This window comes from Nonomuraea basaltis, assembly GCF_005893125.1.
Lineage (GTDB): Bacteria > Actinomycetota > Actinomycetes > Streptosporangiales > Streptosporangiaceae > Nonomuraea > Nonomuraea basaltis.
In genome coordinates, this window is record NZ_VCJS01000443.1 from 1 (window position 1) to 4,275 (window position 4,275).

Annotated in this window: 6 protein-coding genes and 1 pseudogene; 6 read left to right on the forward strand and 1 reads right to left on the reverse strand. The window is 71.8% G+C overall.

Annotated elements, in window-relative coordinates:
• The 6 genes from EJK15_RS67920 to EJK15_RS67945 all read left to right on the forward strand — a co-directional run.
• A partial coding sequence (locus EJK15_RS67920) for a hydroxyisourate hydrolase (RefSeq protein WP_138720709.1) occupies positions 1-171 on the forward strand: 171 nt, incomplete at its 5' end.
• On the forward strand, positions 172-1,032 hold the full coding sequence (pucL, locus tag EJK15_RS67925; RefSeq protein ID WP_138720710.1) for a factor-independent urate hydroxylase: 861 nt from the start codon (positions 172-174) through the stop codon (positions 1,030-1,032). It begins immediately after the preceding gene.
• A 5-nt stretch (positions 1,033-1,037) separates the two neighbouring features.
• Positions 1,038-1,901: an FAD binding domain-containing protein gene (locus EJK15_RS67930; RefSeq protein WP_138720711.1), complete on the forward strand. Its 864-nt coding sequence runs from the start codon at positions 1,038-1,040 to the stop codon at positions 1,899-1,901.
• On the forward strand, positions 1,901-2,374 hold the full coding sequence (locus EJK15_RS67935; protein WP_138720712.1) for a (2Fe-2S)-binding protein: 474 nt from the start codon (positions 1,901-1,903) through the stop codon (positions 2,372-2,374). The genes EJK15_RS67930 and EJK15_RS67935 overlap by 1 nt, the downstream gene beginning before the upstream one ends.
• Positions 2,371-3,825, forward strand: coding sequence for an 8-oxoguanine deaminase (locus EJK15_RS67940; protein WP_420847194.1), 1,455 nt, complete (start codon positions 2,371-2,373; stop codon positions 3,823-3,825). The genes EJK15_RS67935 and EJK15_RS67940 overlap by 4 nt, the downstream gene beginning before the upstream one ends.
• 40 nt (positions 3,826-3,865) lie before the next feature.
• Positions 3,866-4,078 (forward strand): EF-hand domain-containing protein, encoded by a 213-nt coding sequence (locus EJK15_RS67945; RefSeq protein WP_138720713.1) that lies wholly within the window; start codon positions 3,866-3,868, stop codon positions 4,076-4,078.
• A gap of 13 nt (positions 4,079-4,091) precedes the next feature.
• Here the strand turns inward: EJK15_RS67945 and EJK15_RS67950 are convergent.
• Positions 4,092-4,275, reverse strand: a pseudogene (locus tag EJK15_RS67950) (winged helix DNA-binding domain-containing protein); the annotation flags it as partial.

Consider the following 4,275-nt stretch of genomic DNA (forward strand, 5'->3'; position numbering starts at 1 on the left):
GAGCCGGAGGGGGCGGGGGTTCATCGTGTCGTCTTCGACACCGGGGCCTACCTGCAGGAGACGTTCTATCCCGAGGTCGTCATCGCCTTCACCGTGACCGACCCGGCGCAGCACTACCACGTGCCACTGCTGCTCAGCCCGTACGCCTACTCCACCTACCGAGGGAGCTAGATGTCCGTCAAGCTCGGCCCCAACCGCTACGGCAAGGCGGAGACCAGGCTCGTCCGCGTCGTCAGGGACGGCCCCGTCCACCACATCAAGGACATCAACGTCAGCACCTTCCTCTCCGGCGACATGGAGGCCGTGCACCTGACCGGCGACAACGCCGCCGTGCTGCCGACCGACACGCAGAAGAACACCGCGTACGCCTTCGCCAGGAAGCACGGCGTCGGCCAGATCGAGGAGTTCGCGCTCCTGCTGGCCAGGCACTTCGTCGAGTCGCAACCCTCCATTCACCACGCCAGGGTGGAGATCGAGGAGTACGGGTGGAACCGCGGCGGGCCGCACTCGTTCGTGCGCGAGGGCGGCGAGGTGCGCACCTGCGTCGTCCACCATGACAGGGACGGCCGCACCACCGTGGTGTCCGGGCTGAAGGATCTGGTGGTGCTCAACTCGACCGGGTCGGAGTTCCACGGCTACATCGTCGATCCGTACACGACGCTGCGACCCACTACCGATCGCATCCTCGCCACCGCCGTCGCGGCCCAGTGGCGGCACACGGGGGAGACCGCCTCGTATGCCAAGTCGTATGACGAGGTGCGCCGCTGCCTCCTCGAGGCGTTCGCGGACACGCACAGCCTGTCGCTGCAGCAGACCCTGTACGCCATGGGCGAGCGCGCGCTGACCACCTGCCCCGAGATCTGCGAGGTCAGGCTCACGATGCCGAACAGGCACCACTTCCTCGTCGACCTGTCGCCGTTCGGCCTGGACAACGACAACGAGGTCTTCTACGCCGCGGACCGCCCCTACGGCCTGATCGAGGGCAGTGTGCTGCGCGACGACGCACCCGACGCCGGATTCTCCTGGGAGTAGGCAGGATGGACTTCTTGCGGCCCACGACGTGGGCGGAGGCGCTGGCCGCCAAGGCGGACCAGTCGGAGTCGGTGCCCATCCAGGGTGGCACCGACGTGATGGTCGAGATCAACTTCGATGTGCGCAGGCCGGTGGCGTTGCTCGACCTCAACCTGGTGGGCGAGCTGCGGGAATGGGCCGTGGTGGACGGCGTGTGCCGGGTCGGGGCCGGGGTGTCGTACACGACGATCATCGAGGAGCTCGGCGGGCTGCTGCCGGGGCTCGCGCAGGCGTCGCGCACGGTCGGGTCGCCGCAGATCCGCAACCGCGGCTCCGTCGGCGGGAACCTGGGCGCGGCCTCGCCCGCCGGCGACAGCCATCCGCCGCTGCTGGCGGCGGACGCGGTGATCGAGGTGGAGTCGCGGGACCGGGGCGTCAGGATGATCCCCGCCGCCGAGTTCTACCTCGGGGTCAAGCGCAGCGCCCTGCGGCCGGACGAGCTGATCAGGGCCGTGCACGTCAAGCCCGCGACCGGGCCTCAATACTTCTCCAAGGTCGGCACCCGCAACGCCATGGTGATCGCGGTGTGCTCGTTCGCCGTCGCCCTCCACCCGGACGAGCGGCGGGTCGGCACCGGGATCGGGTCGGCGGCGCCCACTCCGCGCCGGGCGCGGGAGGCCGAGGAGTTGCTGGCCCAGTGGCTCGACTGGGACGCCTCGTCGCTCGACCCCGCGCTGGTCAGGCGGTTCGGCCGGCTGTGCGCGGCCGCCGCCGCGCCCATCGACGACGTGCGCGGCACCGCGGAGTACCGCGTGCACGCCATCGACGTGATGGCCCGCCGCACGCTCACCTGGGCCTGGAACGACTATCTGGGAAGGAGGGCCGCCTGATGCGCGTCACCTTCACCGTCAACGGCCGCGAGGAGAGCGCCGACGGCGTGTGGGAGGGCGAGAGCCTCCTGTACGTGCTGCGCGAGCGCCTCGGCCTGCCCGGCTCCAAGAACGCCTGCGAGCAGGGCGAGTGCGGCTCGTGCACGGTGTACCTCGACGACGTCCCGGTCTGCTCCTGCCTGGTGGCCGCGGGGCAGGCCGAGGGGCGGCGGGTGCGTACCGTCGAGGGCCTGGCCGAGGGGGACCGGCTCGATCCGGTGCAGGAGGCGTTCGTGGAGTGCGGGGCCGTGCAGTGCGGCTTCTGCACGCCCGGGCTCTTGGTGCAGGCGCACGACCTGCTGGAGCGGGTGGCGCGGCCGTCGGACGCCGAGATCAGGGAGGCGCTGGCGGGCAACCTGTGCCGGTGCACCGGCTACGAGAAGATCATGGACGCGGTGCGGCTCGCCGCGGCGCGGAAGGCGGGCGCCGAGTGAGCCGCCCGCGTCTGCTGATCGAGAACGTGTCCATCGCTCCGGTCGTGGGGCCGGAGATCGAGTCCGGATATATCTGGATTGAGAGGGATCGGATCGTCGAGGTCGGCGCCGGGCCCGCGCCCGACGCGGCCCGGGTGCAGGATGGCGCCGGCGACGTGGTTCGCATCGACGGCACCGGGTGCCTGGCCACCCCCGGTCTGGTCAACACCCACCACCACCTGTACCAGTGGGCCTCGCAGGGGCTCGCCCAGGACGCGACGCTGTTCGAGTGGCTGGTGGCGCTCTACCAGGTGTGGGCCGCCATGGACGCCGACGTGGTCAAGGGCGCCTCCTCGGCGGGACTCGGCTGGCTGGCGCTGTCGGGCTGCACCACCTCCAGCGACCACCACTACATCTTCCCCAAGGGCAGGGGAGACCTGTTCGCGGCCGGAATCGAGGCCGCGCGCGAGGTCGGCATCCGCTTCCACCCGGCGCGCGGCTCCATGGACAGGGGCGAATCGCACGGCGGGCTGCCGCCGGACGCCGTGGTCGAGGAGCTCGACGACATCCTGGCCGCCACGGCCGAGGCCGTCGACGCCTACCACGACCCGTCGTTCTCCTCGATGCTGCGGGTCGTCGTCGCGCCGTGTTCGCCGTTCTCGGCCAGCGCCGAGCTGATGACCGAGTCGGCCGCCCTGGCCCGGGCCAAGGGCGTGCGCCTGCACACGCACCTGGCCGAGACCCTCGACGAGGACGAGCACTGCGTGGCGCAGTTCGGGCTGCGGCCCGTCGACTACATGGAGAAGCTGGGCTGGCTCGGGCCCGACGTCTGGTTCGCGCACACGGTGCACCTGAGCGACGCCGACATCGGCAAGCTCGCCGCCACCGGCACCGGCTCCGCGCACTGCCCCTCGTCGAACGGGCGGCTCGGCGCGGGCATCGCCCGCGTGTCCGAGATGTTGCGCCGCGGCGCGAACGTCGGGCTCGGCGTGGACGGCAGCGCCTCCTCCGAGCTGACGCCGCTGGCCGGCGAGATGCGCCAGGCCCTGCTGTTCCAGCGCGCCAGGTACGGCCCCGCCGCGCTCACCGCCAGGCAGGCATTAGAGCTGGCCACGCTCGGCGGGGCGCGCAACCTCGGCCGGGAGAGCGAGCTGGGGTCGCTGGAGGCCGGCAAGCTCGCCGACATCGCCCTGTGGCGCATCGACGGGCCGTTCACCGCCGCCGTCGCCGACCCCGTGTGCGCGCTGGTCTTCGGGCCTCCGCCGCCGCTGGCCCGGGTGCTGGTCGGTGGCCGGACCGTGGTCGAGGACGGTGAGCTGAAAACGGTCTCCCAGGACGCCGCCGGGCGGGCGGGGGCCGAGGCTCGGCGGAGGCTGCTGCGGCTGGCGGAGGAGCGGGGGTTCCGCGCCGCCGAGGAGGTTCACGCAGGCGGCTCAATGGGCGGGGAAGGTCCATCATGGCGTGACCACTAGGGTGTGGATGTCCGGAAACGAGCACCTGAAAGGCGGTCCCGTGTCGGCGGAACTCCCAGACGAGCGGCTGGCGCAGCTCAAGAGCACCTTCGCGTCGATCGACACCGACGGCGACGGCTACATCAGCGAGACCGAGCTGAAGCAGCACTTCCCCGACCTCCCGGCCGAGGCACTCGGCGCGATGAGCCAGGCCGCCGACTCCGACCAGGACGGCCGCTACTCGCTCGAGGAGTTCATCCGCGCGGTGTCCTAGAGAGCACGGTGTCCTAGAGGGACGACAGCTCGCGCTCCAGCGGGGTGCGGAAGCGCGGGGTCACCTTGATCCCGCCGAGCCAGGCGGCCAGCCCGGCCGCCTCGGCCTCCACCGCCGCCTTCGCCTCGGCGCCCACGTCGGCCAGCAGCCGCCACACGACCTCGCCGCTCGCCCGCTGCGCCCAGCCGCCCACCACC